The organism is Colwellia sp. 6_MG-2023, from assembly GCF_030547765.1.
GTDB lineage: Bacteria > Pseudomonadota > Gammaproteobacteria > Enterobacterales > Alteromonadaceae > Colwellia.
Map to the genome: position 1 here is coordinate 1 of NZ_JAUOPP010000012.1, position 15,400 is coordinate 15,400.

At 35.8% G+C, this 15,400-nt stretch carries 12 protein-coding genes; 8 read left to right on the forward strand and 4 right to left on the reverse strand.

Annotated elements, in window-relative coordinates; translation table 11 throughout:
• Nucleotides 1-262: 262 nt before the first annotated feature.
• Nucleotides 263-385: a hypothetical protein gene (locus Q4503_RS09165; protein WP_289847522.1), complete on the forward strand. Its 123-nt coding sequence runs from the start codon at nt 263-265 to the stop codon at nt 383-385.
• A gap of 32 nt (nt 386-417) precedes the next feature.
• Here the strand turns inward: Q4503_RS09165 and Q4503_RS09170 are convergent, their stop codons facing one another.
• Nucleotides 418-1,284 (reverse strand): S1 RNA-binding domain-containing protein, encoded by an 867-nt coding sequence (locus tag Q4503_RS09170; RefSeq protein WP_303602066.1) that lies wholly within the window; start codon nt 1,282-1,284, stop codon nt 418-420.
• A gap of 90 nt (nt 1,285-1,374) precedes the next feature.
• The gene (locus Q4503_RS09175) at nt 1,375-1,830 is read right to left on the reverse strand and encodes a TerB family tellurite resistance protein (protein WP_303602067.1); all 456 of its coding nucleotides are present in this window, start codon (nt 1,828-1,830) and stop codon (nt 1,375-1,377) included.
• 346 nt (nt 1,831-2,176) lie between these two features.
• Here Q4503_RS09175 and Q4503_RS09180 point away from each other — a divergent pair, with 346 nt between their 5' ends.
• The 4 genes from Q4503_RS09180 to Q4503_RS09195 all read left to right on the forward strand — a co-directional run bounded on the left by Q4503_RS09180 (nt 2,177) and on the right by Q4503_RS09195 (nt 9,726).
• On the forward strand, nt 2,177-3,394 hold the full coding sequence (locus Q4503_RS09180) for an efflux RND transporter periplasmic adaptor subunit (protein ID WP_303602068.1): 1,218 nt from the start codon (nt 2,177-2,179) through the stop codon (nt 3,392-3,394).
• On the forward strand, nt 3,394-6,600 hold the full coding sequence (locus Q4503_RS09185) for an efflux RND transporter permease subunit (protein WP_303602069.1): 3,207 nt from the start codon (nt 3,394-3,396) through the stop codon (nt 6,598-6,600). Before Q4503_RS09180 ends, Q4503_RS09185 begins: the two co-directional genes overlap by 1 nt.
• 250 nt (nt 6,601-6,850) lie before the next feature.
• Nucleotides 6,851-9,295, forward strand: a complete 2,445-nt coding sequence (locus Q4503_RS09190) for a reprolysin-like metallopeptidase (protein ID WP_303602070.1) — start codon at nt 6,851-6,853, stop codon at nt 9,293-9,295.
• Nucleotides 9,292-9,726, forward strand: a complete 435-nt coding sequence (locus Q4503_RS09195; protein WP_303602071.1) for a hypothetical protein — start codon at nt 9,292-9,294, stop codon at nt 9,724-9,726. The genes Q4503_RS09190 and Q4503_RS09195 overlap by 4 nt, the downstream gene beginning before the upstream one ends.
• Nucleotides 9,727-9,734: 8 nt before the next feature.
• Here the strand turns inward: Q4503_RS09195 and Q4503_RS09200 are convergent, their stop codons facing one another.
• Nucleotides 9,735-10,199: a chemotaxis protein CheX gene (locus Q4503_RS09200; protein ID WP_303602072.1), complete on the reverse strand. Its 465-nt coding sequence runs from the start codon at nt 10,197-10,199 to the stop codon at nt 9,735-9,737.
• A 355-nt stretch (nt 10,200-10,554) separates the two neighbouring features.
• Here Q4503_RS09200 and Q4503_RS09205 point away from each other — a divergent pair, with 355 nt between their 5' ends.
• The 3 genes from Q4503_RS09205 (at nt 10,555) to Q4503_RS09215 (ending at nt 14,039) form a co-directional block, all read left to right on the forward strand.
• Nucleotides 10,555-11,631: an acyltransferase family protein gene (locus Q4503_RS09205; protein WP_303602073.1), complete on the forward strand. Its 1,077-nt coding sequence runs from the start codon at nt 10,555-10,557 to the stop codon at nt 11,629-11,631.
• A 104-nt stretch (nt 11,632-11,735) separates the two neighbouring features.
• Nucleotides 11,736-13,115 carry a hypothetical protein gene (locus Q4503_RS09210; RefSeq protein ID WP_215972168.1) on the forward strand — a complete coding sequence of 460 codons (1,380 nt, stop codon included), beginning with the start codon at nt 11,736-11,738 and terminating at the stop codon, nt 13,113-13,115.
• Nucleotides 13,116-13,151: 36 nt separating this feature from the next.
• Nucleotides 13,152-14,039: a LysR family transcriptional regulator gene (locus tag Q4503_RS09215; protein WP_303602074.1), complete on the forward strand. Its 888-nt coding sequence runs from the start codon at nt 13,152-13,154 to the stop codon at nt 14,037-14,039.
• Here Q4503_RS09215 and Q4503_RS09220 read toward each other — a convergent pair.
• On the reverse strand, nt 14,036-14,917 hold the full coding sequence (locus tag Q4503_RS09220) for a DMT family transporter (RefSeq protein ID WP_215972166.1): 882 nt from the start codon (nt 14,915-14,917) through the stop codon (nt 14,036-14,038). The genes Q4503_RS09215 and Q4503_RS09220 overlap by 4 nt on opposite strands.
• Nucleotides 14,918-15,400 lie beyond the last annotated feature (483 nt).

A 15,400-nucleotide genomic window follows, 5' to 3' on the forward strand; every position in this document is an offset into this window, starting at 1 on the left:
TTTCTTGGTCGAAAGATCGGATCGTGGAACGGGCACTTAGTTCAATTTAATTAATTCTTATCCCGAGCTGAGGTTAACTATCTATTTCATTGAGTGTGGAATAAGTATAAGACTCAATTTATTATTAATAAATTATGCCAAGTAGGTTTATTTTTATATATCACTGATTATTATATTTGATATAGATCAAATAAACCTTTTTTTTCGTTTTGTTAATCGTTAGACTACGCCTGTTTTTTTTCCTATTAAGGGTATCCTCACAATGTCACAGAATGAAGATTTTAAAGATAGTACAGGTTTCGGTTTAATTTCGTTAATTTTAGTAGCGTTTATTGCTTTCCCTCTACTGCCTATGCTTATGGGCTGGTTTACAATGTTACGTTAAATTGTAAAGATGAAAGTAGTCAAAAGGATTGACTACTTCAACCTAATTCCATCTTTCTCTATCGTTAATTTACCATTTTTCAGCAAATTACCCACTGTAGCCTTGAATGTTTTCTTACTTACCCCAAGCGTTCTTTGTATTAATTCTGGTGCACTTTTGTCGTGCAGTGGTAGAAAACCATTATTCTTTTGTAAAGCGTCAACAAGTTTATCTGCAAAGCTCTTTACTGTGTTTTTACTACCACGAGTTAGAATAAGATCTAAGCGACCATCTTCGCGAACTTGTTTGATGTAACCATCTATTTTCTTACCAATACGTAATGGTTGAAAAATTTCATTGTCGTAAAGTAAGCCCCAATGTAAATCGTTTACTATGGCTTTGAAGCCTAGGTCAGTTTTTCCGCCTATAATTAATTTTACCTTGTCACCTTGTTGATATTCTGCGGGCCAAATATCAATAAATTTATCAAGTTTACTTGATGCAGCAACACGCTCTGTACGTTGGTCAAGAAAAATGCGTACTAAGTAATACTTTCCAACTTCCATTTCAGAATGTTGTTGATTATAAGGAACAAGTAGGTCCTTCGGTAATCCCCAGTCCAAAAAGGCCCCCATTTTATTTACTTGTACTACTTTTAAGGATACGAACTCACCTACTTGCCCAAGTACTTTTTCAGTGGTTGCTGTAATTCGCTCTGCCGAATCTAAGTAAATGAAAACCTTAATACTATTACCAATTTTACAATCACTTGGTACATGTCGGTTCGGAAGTAATATTTCACCTAAATCTCCACCGTCTAGGTAAACTCCGGTTGGCGTTACTGCAACAACAGTAAGTGTATTGTATTTTCCTATTTCAACATGAGGTGAGTTGCTAGGTTGTGCTGTTGAATCTGTCATTAAAAATGCCGTTATAAGTAGGGAAAATATTGATGAGTATAATAACCGATTCTCTTACGCATTAATAAATTATTTTGGTGGTAAATCTATTCATTTAGCAAACTGTTCCGCTGCAATTTTAGTTGCAATATATTCACTGTGTCGTAAATGAAGTAAATCAGCGATTTTTCGAATGATATGTTCTTCAATACTTGCTAATTCACCATCAGCATAGGCAACTTTCCATAATAATGACACAATTTCGATCCTATCATCTAAGGAGAAGTGTTGATTTAATTTAGACGTAAATTGATAAAAATCACTAGCATTTTCACTTAACTCAAGTGCTTGTTGTAAAACAGTACTGACTTCTTGCTCATTTAGGTTGAACTGTTTAATTAGGATCTTGCTAAGCGTATCTTGTTCACTTTCAGCAAAAACGCCATCAGCACGCATAACCTCACAAAGTAATACCGCAGAAGCAATTTCTATAGAAAGTTGAGCTTGAGCATTGTTAGTTTCGGTATCGAGTAAGTTATTAAAAAAGTCAGTTATTTTATTAAACATGATTAATCCTTGCTGTATAAAAGTGGTTAATTTAACAGGTATTGTTTGTAAAAAATTAAAAAATGGTGAAATAAGCCAATAAGTAATTGGATTTATCAGTGTTTGAGAGTTTTGTTGAAAATATCCCTTTTAAATTGTTTTAGTAAGATTATGATAAATAATGATTTTTTATTATTTGTTATGTTTTTTTTATTTTTATTACAAATAGGCGTGTTTTTTGTAATAAACAGTAACATGTATGATAAATTTCGTTATACCATATTCGTTATTGTTCATGCAGATCATCAGAGAGTTGATATTCATTTTCTGTATAAAAATAAAATCAGATTATTAAAGGGATAAAACAGTGGCTCGTAAAAAACAAATTATCATACCTATCGCCATTTTAGCTATTGGAATTGGTGCTTATATTGGCTTTTCTAGTATGAAAAAACCACCAGAAGAAAAAGCTGAAGTGGATAATACACCAATCGTTGAAGTTAAAAATATTACTGTCATGCCAATGACGATGAAAGTAAGCTCTTATGGCGTTGTAAAACCCAAATATGAAACAACGATTGTTGCGCAAGTAAGTGGTGAAGTTGTTGAACTAAGTGATACATTCGTTCGTGGTGGTTTGGTTAAAAAAGGTCAATTGTTAGCGCGTATTGACCCTAATGATTATCATGCTGCGCTTATTGACGCTCAGGCAAATATGGCATCAGCACGTGCAGCATTAGAAACAGAAGTTGCACAAGGGAAGGTTGCTGAAAAAGAATGGCAACAAATTACAGATACCTCGCCTACTGAACTAAGTCTACGTAAACCTCAACTTGCACAAGAGTTAGCCAATGTTAAATCTGCACAAGCAGCTATTTTACGTGCTGAGCGAAATTTACAACGTACTGAAATCAGAGCTCCTTATGATGCTATGATTAATAGTCGAAGTATAGGTTTAGGCTCCTTTGTCGGTGTGGGCAGTGAAATAGGTATGCTATTAGGTACGGCTGTTGCGGAAGTTCGTTTACCTGTTGCCGATAATCAGCTGCAATACCTTATTAACCAAGGTTTACAATCTAAGGTAAATTTATCCGGTACATTTGCTGGTGAAGCGATACAGTGGCCAGCGGAAATAGTAAGAAGTGAGGGGGTTGTGGATGACAATAGCCGAATGACCTACCTCGTAGCTGAAATTCAAGATCCTTATTACCTGAATGATCATAATCAAGAATCTGCTCTGCCGTTACGTTTTGGCGCTTATGTAACAGCTAAGATTTTAGGTATTAATATTGAACATGCGAGCATTGTTCCTCAATATTTAGTGGTAAACAACCAGGTTGCTCTTTTAGATAGTGACTCAAAGCTTCATTACGCTGATGTTAATATTGTTCGTCAAGAGGGCGGGAATGTGGTTATCAATAAAGGATTGCTTGATGGCGATCAGTTGATCGTGTCTTCATTAGATTACCCTGTAGAAGGAATGAAATTATCTTTAGTAACTGATGTACAAGACGAACAAAATGATAATAGCAGCACATCAGCAGAAAAAATTGATGTTGTTAATAATGAAAACGAAGGGGAGTAATGATGAGTTCTCTTTCGGATAGTAGCGCAAAAACAGAGAAGAACCCCTCAAAAATTGATGAGTCTATTGATACTAATACCGGTATTATTGCTTGGTTTGCCCGTAATACTATAGCAGCTAACTTGTTAATGGTTTTTATTTTGATTGGTGGCTTTTTAACCATAAAAACTATTGACAAGCAAATGTTTCCACAAGTAAAAATCAACTGGGTTTCCTATGTTGCGCAATATCCTGGCGCAGCCCCGCAAGAGGTAGAGGAAGGTATTACCATTAAAATTGAGGAAGCATTGAAAACAGTGCAAGGCCTTAAACGTGTTATTACTTACTCTAACCGAAATTTTTCTAATGGTTTTTTTGAAGTAGAGCTCGATTACGATCCTCAAGTGGTACTCGAAGAAATTAAATCAGCGATTGATTCCATTTCAAGTTTCCCTGATGGCATGGAACGCATTAAAGTTGAAAGAGAAAAGTATCGTCAAGAAGTTATGTACCTTAGCTTATATGGTGATTTAACGAATAGTGAATTAAAGGAGCTAGGGCGAAAAATTCATCACGAAATTCAACAGTTACCTAAAATTAATATTTCAGAAATTTATAGTGGTTTAGATTACGAAATATCTATTGAAGTCAGTAAAGACAAGCTCAGAGAATACGGTTTAAGTTTTGTTGATGTAGCCAATGCTGTACGTGGCTCATCTCGAAATATGTCCGCTGGGCAAATTCGTGCCGAAAATGGTTATATAAACCTTAGGGTAGAGAATCAAGCTTATCGTGGTCATGAGTTTGAACAAATCCCTATTATTACATTGGCTGATGGTACTAAAATATTATTAGGGGATGTTGCTACAGTGATTGATGGCTTTGAAGAAGGCATTCAATACTCTAAGTTTAATGGTAAGAACTCAGTTACTTTATTTGTTGGTGCTGCCGATAATCAAAGTATTACCGATGTTGCTCAAGTAATTAATACTTATGTCAAAAATAAAGATAACGAATTACCTAAAGGTGTAAAGTTAGAAACGTGGGTTGATATGACTTACTACCTTGAGGGACGTTTAAACATGATGTTAAGCAACATGGAAAGCGGCGCGGTATTAGTGTTTATTATGCTAGCACTTTTCTTACGTGTACGTTTAGCGTTCTGGGTGATGATGGGCTTACCGGTGTGTTTTTTAGGTACCTTATTAGTAATGCCAATGGAATTTGTTGGTGTCACCATTAATATTATTAGCCTATTTGCTTTTATTCTTGTACTCGGGATAGTTGTAGATGATGCGATTGTCATGGGGGAAAGTGCGCATGATGAAATAGAAGAGCATGGACATTCAACCGAAAATGTTATTCGTGGTGTTAAGCGTGTCGCTATGCCCGCTACCTTTGGGGTGTTAACTACTATTGCGGTATTTGTCCCTTTCCTTTTTGGTGAAGGGCCTTCTTCTGCATTTGGGAAAGCGATTGGTGCGGTTGTTATACTTTGTTTAATTTTTTCTCTGATTGAATCAAAACTTATTTTACCTGCACATTTAGTTAAAATGAAAATAAAGACATTTAACCCTAAAAATCCGCTAGATAGACTTCGTTCTTGGATTGATATTAAATTAAAAGCTTTTATTGAAACAGTGTACCGACCTGCATTAACGCTTTGTATTGAATATCGTTATGCGGTATTAATGTTTTTTATTAGCTTAATGTTGTTAAGTGCCGGCTTATTCGGTGGTGGTTTTGTTCGGTATATTGGCCAACCTCAAATTCCGCACGATTTCCCTAGTGTAAGTCTTGAAATGAATGTTGATGCTGCAGAGAAATCTACCTTGGAAGTATTGTTGAATATTGAGCGTATTCTCTATGCCGTTGATGATGATATTCAAGCACAATATGGCAGTTCGATGATTGCTGATATGCAGGTTGATTTACGTAGCCGCACCAGTGGTAATGTGATGGTTAAGTTAGTTATTCCAAAAGAAAGGGCGATTAATACTTTTGAATTGGCTGATTTATGGCGAAAAGCTATTCCTGATTTCCCTGGTGTTAAATCGTTATCTATCAGTGATAATTTATTCGGCGGTGGTCGTGATGATGGTGATGTTGCTTTTAAATTAGAAAGCACTGACGATGCACAATTACTTGCAGCAGCAAATGACTTAAAAGCTAAGCTTAATTCATTAAAAGGGGTTGGTGATGTTAATGATTCTCGCCAAACCAGTGCTAAAGAGGTTCAGCTAGAACTTAAGCCTTTAGCTTACAGCTTAGGGTTAACCTTGGCTGAAGTAGCGTCACAAGTTAGCTATAGTTTTTATGGTCTTGAAGCACAGCGTATTTTACGTGAAAGTGAAGAGATAAAAGTGATGGTTCGCTATCCACTTGAGCAACGTAGCAGTATTGGTCATGTTGATGATGTGATGATTCAAACGCCTAATGGTGCTGAATTACCACTATCGGAGCTTGCTGATATATCATTAACGGATGGGGTTACACTTATCCGTCGTGAAGGAGGTAATCGTACCATTAATGTCTGGGCGAGTGTTGATTCTGAACAAGTTGAACCATTTGAAATAGCTAAAGATATTAGAGATAACTATATTCCTCAATTGTTAAGACAGTATCCGCATGTTCAAAGTGAACTTTCGGGTACTATTCAGGAAGAAATGGATAGCGCAGATGATCAATTCAGAGATTTCATGATTTCATTAATGGTAATCTTCTCTTTACTTGCTATTCCGTTAAAGTCTTACTCACAAGCGTGTATGATTATGGTGGTTATTCCTTTTGGTGTTATTGGTGCTGTATTTGGGCACTTTATATTAGGGATGGATTTAAGTGCATTATCCATTATGGGAATTTTAGCGGCATCAGGGGTTGTGGTGAATGATTCCTTGGTAATGGTTGATTATGTCAATAATGCGCGTAAACGTGGAGAGCGTTTAAAAGACGCTGTTATCCATGCAGGTACTAAGCGCTTTAGAGCAATAATGCTAACCTCATTAACCACTTTTATTGGTTTAGTGCCTATCATCTTCTTTGAAACCAGTGCTCAGGCGCAAATTGTTATCCCAATGGCAGTATCCTTGTCGTTTGGTGTGCTTTTTGCCACTGTAGTTACGTTAATCTTTATTCCAAGTTTATATGTGATTATTGAAGATTTACGTGGTATTTTTAGTCGTAAAAAGAAACAAAAGTCAGTTAATAATCCGGTTACACAGGCTTAAACAAAGTCTCAACTAGTGTATATATTTTGCTACATTGAGTTTTGTTAGCAAGTTTTAAAGTAAAGCCACTGCATTGTCAGTGGCTTTTTTGTTCTATACTCGTTAATCTTAGCGCATAGGATAAAATCTTAATTAATGATATCAAGCGTTAATTAAGCCACAGTGGCAAGAAGATTAAATCGAGTCGTATGCTTTCCAACTAAAAACATCTTTTGATGACAAATAACTATTTTACTATCGAGCGGTCAGTATGAATTTACAGAAAAAAGCAGAACTATTAAAAAAGGTTACTTTTGGGTGTGTATTAGCATTATGTACTCAAAGTGTATTTTCAACATTGGTTCATGCTCAAGAACCAACCGTGAAAGCTAAAAGCATTTTTCATCAAGATACTAGTTCTGGCTTATTAACGCTCAACACACCAGAATTACAAACCGCTTTGTTTAGTGATGATAAGGCGATAATCATTGCATTACCATTACCTAGCGGCGCACTCGTTAATTTTGAATTAACGCCTGAAAGTGTGATGTCTGAAGGGCTTGCTAAAAAATACCCGCATATTCGAACATTTTCGGGGGTAGCGGTTGATAATAGCAACAATACCGGTCGTTTTGATATTACATCCAATGGTTTTCATGGCATGTTTTATTATAATGGAGAACGGGTTTTTGTTGAGCCTGAAAATATTTATATTGAAGAAAAAGCAGCCCAGTCTTTAGCAAAAACCCAATCATCAATAGTAACTTCAGAAAATTCTTCTCCTGTAAAGGTGCAACGCGTCTTTAATAGTGTGAATGCTAAATATACAAGTTACATTAAAGAAAATAGCCGAGTACAAGATAAAAAATTACTTACCTTTCATCAACCCAAAAATATTACGCAGTTATCTACCGCTTTAGAAAGCTTATCACGAAATAAAATGAGTAAAGAAGAAGGTGCTAACAACACTGAAAGTGTCTTAACAACATATCGTATCGCTATATCTGCAGCGGCAGAATATACAGAATTTAATGGTGGTACAGTTGATACTACTATGGCAGAGATAATCACTTTAGTTAACCGGTTAAATCAAATTTATCAGCATGATTTAGCGATAAAATTAGAGTTAGTCGAAAATAATGATTTGTTAGTTTTTACCGACGCAGAAACAGATCCCTTCAATAATAACAGTGATGATGGCGGGCTAAATACCGGTGTTATTAATAGTATTATTGGCAGTGATAATTATGATATAGGTCATGTGCTTAATACTGATGGTGGCGGTTTAGCTGTGCTTGGTGCTGTGTGCCACCCAATATATAAAGGTGATGGCGTTACTGGCGACTTAAATCCTACTAATGATGCTTTTTATATCGATTATGTCGCTCATGAGATAGGCCATCAATTTGGTGCTGAACACAGCTTTAATGGTACAGGAGGAGCTTGCTCTGGTAATCGTGTACAACGCTCAGCTTATGAAGTGGGTAGTGGCTCAACAATTATGTCTTATGCAGGGCTTTGTGATGATCAAAATCTACAGTCGCATTCTGATGCATTTTTTCATGCAAGATCAATCGATCAAATACATGCTTATTTAGAAAGTAGCGTTGGTGACAGCTGTGGTATTGCTTCTATTGATAGCAATAATGTCGCTATTGTTGACGCCGGTTTGGATTATACCATTCCGGCACGAACACCATTTAAATTATCAGGTACCGCTACAGATGTTGATGGCGATGAGCTGAGTTATAGTTGGCAGCAATTTGATTTAGGGGAAAAAAGTGCTTCGCTTGCCGAGCAAGTGGACGATGGAACACGACCTTTATTTCGAGCTTTTCTACCAAACGATCATGCCACTCGATTCTTTCCACAATTATCAAACGTACTTACGGGCACTCATACTATCGGGGAATCATTACCCACCACAAATAGAGACCTTAACTTTCGTTTGATGGTTTTTGATCAAAATGGCGGTGTTAGTTATGATGAGACTACATTAACGGTTGTTGATTCAGGAGAAGCTTTTTCTCTTAATACCCCATTAGCAGAAGATGTTTGGACAGAAAGTGATAATAATATAAGTTGGCAAGTTGCTCAGACTGATACCTTACCTATTAATTGTGCGGCTGTTGACGTTTTACTTTCAAAAAATAATGGGGAAAGTTTTGATATAACGCTAGCTAATAATATAAGTAATAACGGTAATGCTACGCTATCAATAGACAGTTTTTGTCCGAATGACATTAATACCGCTGAAGCTAGAATTAAGCTTGTTTGTAGTGATAATATTTTTTATGCCGTAAACCAAGGAGCCTTTAATATTAATAAGGCATTAGCTGCTAAGGATCTTGTAATTACTAGCCAACAAGCTATCTCGCTTGTTCAAGGAAACAGTATTGAGTTAACCAATGCATTATTTACTTATGCATGTGAAGCGGCAGATTCAATAACAATTCAAGCGGGTGATAATTATTCTTTCCTAGGACAAACGGTTACGCCAAACAGTGATTTTTCTGGCGAGCTTGTAGTGTCTGTTGTGATAAGTAAAGACAATGTCAGTAGTTCCGTACAGCTGGTTAATCTTACCGTTGAAGCAAAGACAGAGCCTACCTCAGAGCCTGAAGCAGGCAATGATAAATCATCTGGTAGTATGTCTTGGTTATTATTATTCACCTTTGCGTTACTATGGCGTCAAAAAAGGAGTTGTAGCAAATGAAATGGAGCATCCTAACGTTAGTCGTGGCTTTTTGTGCGAGTTGTACAAATCAAACTTTTGTTGATAGAACAGCCACAACTGACACTAATTTAGAAGAAACAATGCAAGAAAGTACACAGGAAAGTAATCAGACACCGGCAAGTATCTTGGAACATACTGATGAAGAAAAGCTAAACCAAGCACTGGCGTTAGCAATAGAAAATAAAGACTATCGGTTACAGACTACGTCAACAAGAAGTATCAATATTCCTGGCGTACACCCTAAAGATTATCAAGCAATGATTGCATTATGTGGAAAAAAATATAACTCTAATACGGGGGATGTTATTCGCTCTGAAGAGGAGCGATTAGCGCGTAAAAAAGAGCTCAATTTTATGCGCCAATATAACGAGAGAATGATAACTATATGTCAGGAAAAGAGCAGCCAATAGTCAATTAATTATTCATCAAAAGAAAATTCAATGTAGGCCTTACCCAGTTCGCCTCGTAGTGCGATAACGACGATAGGTCCTTTGGATTTATGATGAATGCTATGATTTTTTCCAGAAACAACAATAGGGGTTGCCATATCAAAATCAAAGCCCTTTTCACTAAGTAAACGTTTTGCGCCACCAGTAACCATATTAGTGATCTCACCCACTAAATCTGTTATTTCGTCATTTATCTCATCGGGTGCTTCACCAACCATTCCCTTCATTGTTGCTAGTGCTAAAGGAGCATCAAATGTAATAGATAGAGAGCCTTTAGCTTCAGGACTGATCATACCTATTAACCCTGATACATCACCCATCGAGGTTTCATCTTTTTTCAACGTTGGCTTTTCTGGAATTAATTCCATATGTGCCATTGTTGACATTACATTAAGCATTGATGATAAAAATGGGTTAATAAACTCTACTCTCATGTAGCTTTCGCGCCTTTAGTTATTTGCAATAGCTTGATTTTGCACACTTCTGAAACAAATGTAAATCAAACTGGACTATTTATTTATATTAATCGATTATTCGAAAGTAAACATAGCCACTTTTGGCGATTTATGGTGATGTTAGATTAAATATTAGACTCGCCTAGCCTATACCTTATAAAGGTAAACTTGAACGATGCAAGCTCTTTATCGCCATTAAATTAAGAACTAACCTTAGCTCAAGTTTGTATTAAGTATTTAATTAGCCAAAACCATGATGATCATTTACATTAACTAAATGATAGCGTTGTCATTTGAGACAAACTTTACTTTAACTACTTTAGGATTTTGATTTATGACTCGATATCTTGCTCTTGATGCTTTTAGAGGTATCACGATTGCCTTAATGATTTTAGTTAACACGCCTGGTACTTGGGGACATGTGTATGCACCACTTTTACATGCAGATTGGCATGGTGCTACGCCAACAGATTTAGTGTTTCCATTTTTCTTGTTTATTATCGGCTCAGCGATGTTTTTCTCTTTTAAAAAAAGTGATTTTACTGCGAATTCAGAACAATTTTTAAAGATCCTTAAACGTGGCTTTATCATGTTCTTTATTGGTTTTATGCTAAATGTAATACCTTTTGATACGCCACTGGAAGATTTACGAATTATGGGGGTATTGCAACGGATTGGCATAGCATATGTGATAGCCGCCAGTTTAGTCTTATTGTTAAATCGTCGTGGTATTTTTATTTTCTCAGGAGTTATTTTGCTTGCTTACTGGGGCTTATTGGTAAGCGTAGGAGAGGCAGGTTTAACGCTAGAGGGGAATATTATTCGACAGTTCGATTTAGCTATCTTAGGTGCCAATCATATGTATACGATGCGTGATGTTAGTTTTGACCCTGAAGGCCTGCTGAGTACTATTCCTGCAGTAGTGAATATGTGGCTAGGGTTTGAATTAACACGTTATTTAACCAGTATTAAAGAGAAAAAATCGAGTGTTATTAAACTTATTATTATTGGTAGTCTTGCGATAGGGCTTGGCGCTTTGTGGCATCTTGTACTACCTATTAATAAGCCATTATGGACGAGTTCATATGTAATATATACGACCGGATTTGCATGTCTTTTATTAGCCATATTTATTTGGTTAATTGATATAAAAGGTCATGAAAAACTAGTGTCGCCGTTACTTGTGTACGGCACAAACCCTTTGTTTGTTTATGTATTGTCATTTGTATTTGTAACGACTTATTTGATAATACCTGTAGGAGATAGTAGTTTGTATCGTTGGTTATATGAACAATATAAGCTTTTTGCTGAACCTACATTAGCGTCATTTTTGTTTGCATTGTCGCATGTGATTTTATTTTGGTTCGTGTCGTTGAAGCTTTATCAACATAAGATATTTATTAAAATATAAGTTTTGAATTAAGCCTTTGCTTTATCTGAAGTATTAAGGTTAGTATGATTTAAATAAAAGGGATAAAACGTTAGTAATATTATTATCAAGAGAAGTAATAAAGAGTGAAGAAAATTAAATTATCTCAAGATGAGAATTTATCTATTAAAATCAGTCATCAGCTGTCGCCACAGGCGTTACAGCGTATTGATCTTTATTTTTCATTACCTGTTGAAATGGGCATAAGTCCAAGCACTTTAAACGCTGAAGATTATTTCTATAGCAATATTACAAGCCATAGTGCTTATCATTCAGATCAAGTGCATCTCCCTTTAGTGCGAAGTCGTTTTATCAGTCAACGTTTTGAAGGCGAAGATGATGGTCAGAGCGACTATCGCTTGAACCTGAATTTATACTCTTATCAGTTAAAAATAGCGCTTGATACTGACATCAAACAAACCTTGAAATTGAAAAATGCAGAAGAGTTTTATCCCGCAGCTATTGAAGTAGCAGATCAAATCGCAGGTTTAGTGAAAAAGTTACGTCGCTATACCCCCTCTGATACTAAGCTAAGTTCTTTTTTTGAGAATGCCGATAATTACTTAAGTTGGCATATTGAGCAGTCATTCTTAAAATTACTGTCTAAAGGTCCAAAAAGTAGTGAATTTACGGCTGAACGAGAGTATTTATTTGCTTTTTGCCGCGGAGAGAATGCTTACCGTATCGAATGTAAATATAACTCTCAAGTAACACTCGAAGATCCGAATCGTATTACCAATAAAATGAGGTTATTACAGCGTTTAATTGAGTACGGTATTGTATTTCAAAAGAAAACTCGTTATTTGGATTTACATTTAAAACGTTTAGTTCGAGGTACTGTTACCGCTGTGATTATGGCGTTTGTGATGGTATTAGTTCTTAATGCTCGTTCGAGTTTTACAGAAGTAACCGTTGCGTTAATTGCTTTTTTAGGCGTTATTTATGGCTTACGAGAAACATTTAAAGAAGATGTTACCAGTTTAATTTGGCGTAAAATACAAAAAGGCCGACCCAAATGGCAAAACTTATTTCGTCATAGTGTTAACCAAAAGCGCATTTTAAGTCAGATATTATGGCTAGAATATATCAATACCAAAGATTTGCCCAAAGGCGTGAATGAATTACTTCAACAACGTCGGCAACAAAATAAACAAGCTGCGCGTTTACTGCACTTTAGGTGTGATAATAAAGTATTGTCTAAAGAATTTTTGCCCGGTTTTGATGAAATACAGCAGCAAGTGTTTTTTAATTTAACACCATTTGTTCGCTTTTTGAAAAAAGGGGCTGGCCGTTTATATAATTTAGAAGGGCAAAAAATATCAAGTCAGGCCGTTGAACGACGATATCAAATTAACCTGATTCTTCGCAATGTCGATCATGATGGTGAGAATATTCAGCGATTTAAAATTACGTTAAACCGTAGCGAAATTGTCAATATTGAAGCTATATCGGGTTCAGATACCTAAAAAATCTGATAATAAAAGTAAAGGTAGTAGGACGTAATGAAAGCTAATTTTTCTCTTGATGATTTGCGCTGTTTTTGTGCTGTAGCAAAGTTAGCGAGCTTTAAGGATGCTGCAATTAGTCTTGATATGCCTCTATCAACTCTAAGCAGGCGAATAAAACAGTTAGAATCCGATTTGCAATTAAGGTTATTAAACCGCGATGCACATCGGGTAACATTAACCCATACAGGGGAACAATATTTTTTACGCTCTAGTGCTTTATTTGATGAACTTGATGACATTGATCACGATCTCCATAAAGATAAACATCAAGCCAAAGGAAAAATAAGAGTTACAGCGCCTATTTATTCGGGCACACAATTCTTACGACCTATTTTTTATGATTTCTTGCAGGAAAACCCCGAAATTCAATTAGATTTGCGGTTTTCAAACAAATTAATTGATATAGAAGAGCAGGGTATTGATGTGGCATTTAGAATGGGCAATCCGGCACTTGAAAACTGGATTGTGAGACCATTAAAGTACACCCACAATATTTTATGTGCTGACGCCAACTATATCGCTGATGATATTACTCACCCTGAACAGTTATCCAATCACGCAACTATTATCAGTTATCCTTTGATACCTTGGCGATTACAAAATCAAGAAACAAATGAGGAGTTTGATTACCATCCTAATAAATCTGTTCGTTTAGAAGTAGATGAAATTCAAATGGTTACACATGCAGTTAAAGCAGGGCTCGGTATCAGTTATTTACCTGATTATTTAGCACTACCTTTAATAGAGTCAGGTGATATAAAGCGCATTCTTCCTCAGTGGCAGAGTAAAGATCGCGCGTTTTCTATGCTTTATCGTGATCGCAATAATATGCCACTGCGTGTAAGGCTATTTATTGAGTATGTTTTACACAATTTCCATTAAACTTTATTTCTACCAATAATAACGGTTGCTATACCGCCTAAAACGAGGGCACAAGCAATAATCAGCCGCATAGTTACCGATTCAGATAAAAATATAACACCACCAATAGAGGCTATAACAGGCACAGATAATTGTACTACAGCTGCTTCCGTAGCAGATAAACCTGCTAAAGCAATATACCAAAGTGTATAGCCAAGCGCTGAAGCCGCCGCTCCGGATAATATCGCTAAAATAATTCCTTCAGTAGAAATTTGTATATGAGGAAACATCACAAATGCCAGTATTACAACAAACGGGATAGTGTAGCTAAAATTAACCGTAGTATCTCGTAGTGGAGTAATAGAGCCGCGGCCAGTTAACGTGTAAATTCCCCAAGCCACACCTGATATTCCCATTAACACAAAGCCAAATACGCTAGGTGTTGTAACGGTTGGATAAATTAAATAGGCTAAACCAGAAAAAGAAACAATAATGCCGATCCATTCGGTTTTATGTAATTTATTCCCTGAAATGATACTCGCAATGATCATGGTAAGCTGAACAGCACCAAATAATACCAGCGCGCCTGTACCTGTATCTAAAGAGACATACGCCAATGAAAAAGTGATAGCGTAAGTAAATAGCATCAGTGCCGCTTTCCAACTACCTCCCTTTGTTAGTTGTGTATTGTTTTGTTTTTTTGATTTCATATTAAATAAAATATATAAAACGAATAACATTACTGCGCCTGATACCAGACGAATTGCTGTAAAGCTTGAGGCATCAATAGCGCTGTCTTTTAAAGCCATTCGCCCTAAAACTGAATTCGCAGCAAAGGCGATTAACGCTGCTACTGTATACACAATAGTCTTGAGGTTTTTATCTGATATCTTATTCAACTGAGTACCTACTTATTAGAATATAACGTGTTGCTAAATGATAAAATTTTTACAGTCATTATTTTAGCGAAACTTAATTAAATATAGATTAACTTCTTTGTTATAAGACTGCTAGGGCTTTAACGTTTTGTACTTTTAGCTTAAGTGAATTATTAGCACACTAACGTTTGGTAATCTTAAAAGGATTAAAATGTGTATATCTAATAGACCTGTATAGTTTTGATAAATTTCATGAAAAAAATTATAGATAACTTGTTTACGAGAACAATCAACTTTACTAGGCAATAATTATCACAATTATTGCCTAGTAAAGTTATAGCTGAATTTTTTACTCAATTAATTATTGTTATATTTTTGTTTAGCGACCATAAACCCCTTATAATTACTCTAATGTCTGGACGTTATTTTTAACGTTATAATTAAATTTAGATTAAAAGGTTTTATAGTTAATTTCATAGTTTCACATAAACTCTCTGTTGCCCC

Coding starts and splice junctions, on each gene's coding strand:
- Q4503_RS09165 (WP_289847522.1), top strand. CDS start 263: ATGTCACAGAATGAAGATTTTAAAGATAGTACAGGTTTCGGTTTAATT.
- Q4503_RS09200 (WP_303602072.1), bottom strand. CDS start 10,199: ATGAGAGTAGAGTTTATTAACCCATTTTTATCATCAATGCTTAATGTA.
- Q4503_RS09185 (WP_303602069.1), top strand. CDS start 3,394: ATGATGAGTTCTCTTTCGGATAGTAGCGCAAAAACAGAGAAGAACCCC.
- Q4503_RS09190 (WP_303602070.1), top strand. CDS start 6,851: ATGAATTTACAGAAAAAAGCAGAACTATTAAAAAAGGTTACTTTTGGG.
- Q4503_RS09195 (WP_303602071.1), top strand. CDS start 9,292: ATGAAATGGAGCATCCTAACGTTAGTCGTGGCTTTTTGTGCGAGTTGT.
- Q4503_RS09215 (WP_303602074.1), top strand. CDS start 13,152: ATGAAAGCTAATTTTTCTCTTGATGATTTGCGCTGTTTTTGTGCTGTA.
- Q4503_RS09175 (WP_303602067.1), bottom strand. CDS start 1,830: ATGTTTAATAAAATAACTGACTTTTTTAATAACTTACTCGATACCGAA.
- Q4503_RS09170 (WP_303602066.1), bottom strand. CDS start 1,284: ATGACAGATTCAACAGCACAACCTAGCAACTCACCTCATGTTGAAATA.
- Q4503_RS09205 (WP_303602073.1), top strand. CDS start 10,555: ATGACTCGATATCTTGCTCTTGATGCTTTTAGAGGTATCACGATTGCC.